At 39.8% G+C, this 1176-nt stretch carries 1 protein-coding gene; it reads left to right on the top strand.

From position 1 onward, the window contains the following. Positions 1-100 precede the first annotated feature (100 nt). The coding region (locus BMY80_RS11980; RefSeq protein WP_177178602.1) for an AAA family ATPase at positions 101-1176 on the top strand (1076 nt) is incomplete at its 3' end.

Consider the following 1176-nt stretch of genomic DNA (forward strand, 5'->3'; position numbering starts at 1 on the left):
GTTATGGGATAATGACAGTGATAGAGCCTTTCTGCGCTTCAATAGCGGACCGGGGAAAGGCCTTTTTAGAGGTGATGGTCAGATTCAGAGGTGGAACGGTATTTTGAAGTATATTGGTATCGGAACTGAATTTTTTCATGAGCTTATTGAAAATAACTGCTATTACGTAGATAAGACTCCGCTCATCAGAACCGTGTTTAAGGAATCAGCTACCAATGCCTTTCTCATTATGAGACCGAGACGTTTTGGTAAAACTCTCACCATGTCCACCTTCTACGACTTTCTATCTCTGAATATCGAAAATCCCGGTGATGTGTCATTTCAGGAGAAATGGTTCAAGGACACCAAGATCTTTGAGGACAGGGAATTCTGCCGTGAATACATGGGGAAGTTTCCGGTAATCTTTATGTCTTTTAAAACCATCGTTCATCAGAATTTTAATGATGCGTATAATCAGTTTGCTACTCTGATATACAGATTGGCACTGCAGTTTGAATATCTGTCTGCCAGTAAGGAACTATCCGATAAACAGAAGGAACAGTATGCCAATCTGAGTAATTATGAAAAGCTTACAGACAGAACCAATAAATCTTATCTGACCGGATCACTTCAGACGCTTTCCTGTCTTCTTGAAGCACATCATAAGATAAAACCGATAATTCTGATTGACGAATATGATGTGCCTATTGCCAAGGCAGCTTATCATGGCTACTACGATGAAATGATAGATCTTATCAGTCCTTTTTATAACGACACCTTAAAAACAAATACGTATCTGGGCAGAGCAGTGCTTACCGGATGTTTAAGAGCGGCAAAGGAAAGTATTTTTACAGGGCTCAATAATCTCATGGTCTGCTCGATTCTTGATTCCGGAAAAAAAGACATATCCCAGGGAATCGGTTTTACCAAAGAAGAGACTCATGAGGTTTTGTCATATTACGGTTTCACTGACTATTATGATGAAGTAAAAAATAATTACGACGGATACCATTTCGGAACAACTCACATGTACTGCCCATGGGATGTAATGTCCTTCTGCAATGACAATTATGAAAAGCTGAGTGAAAACAAAAACCTAATTCAGGCCGGCAACTATTGGATAAATACCAGCGGTAACGATGTTATCGAAGAATTCATGGGCTTTATCGAGCCTGAAGACGTTGATCTGATGCAGGA

The sequence above is a fragment of the Ruminobacter amylophilus genome (genome assembly GCF_900115655.1).
Taxonomy (GTDB): domain Bacteria; phylum Pseudomonadota; class Gammaproteobacteria; order Enterobacterales; family Succinivibrionaceae; genus Ruminobacter; species Ruminobacter amylophilus.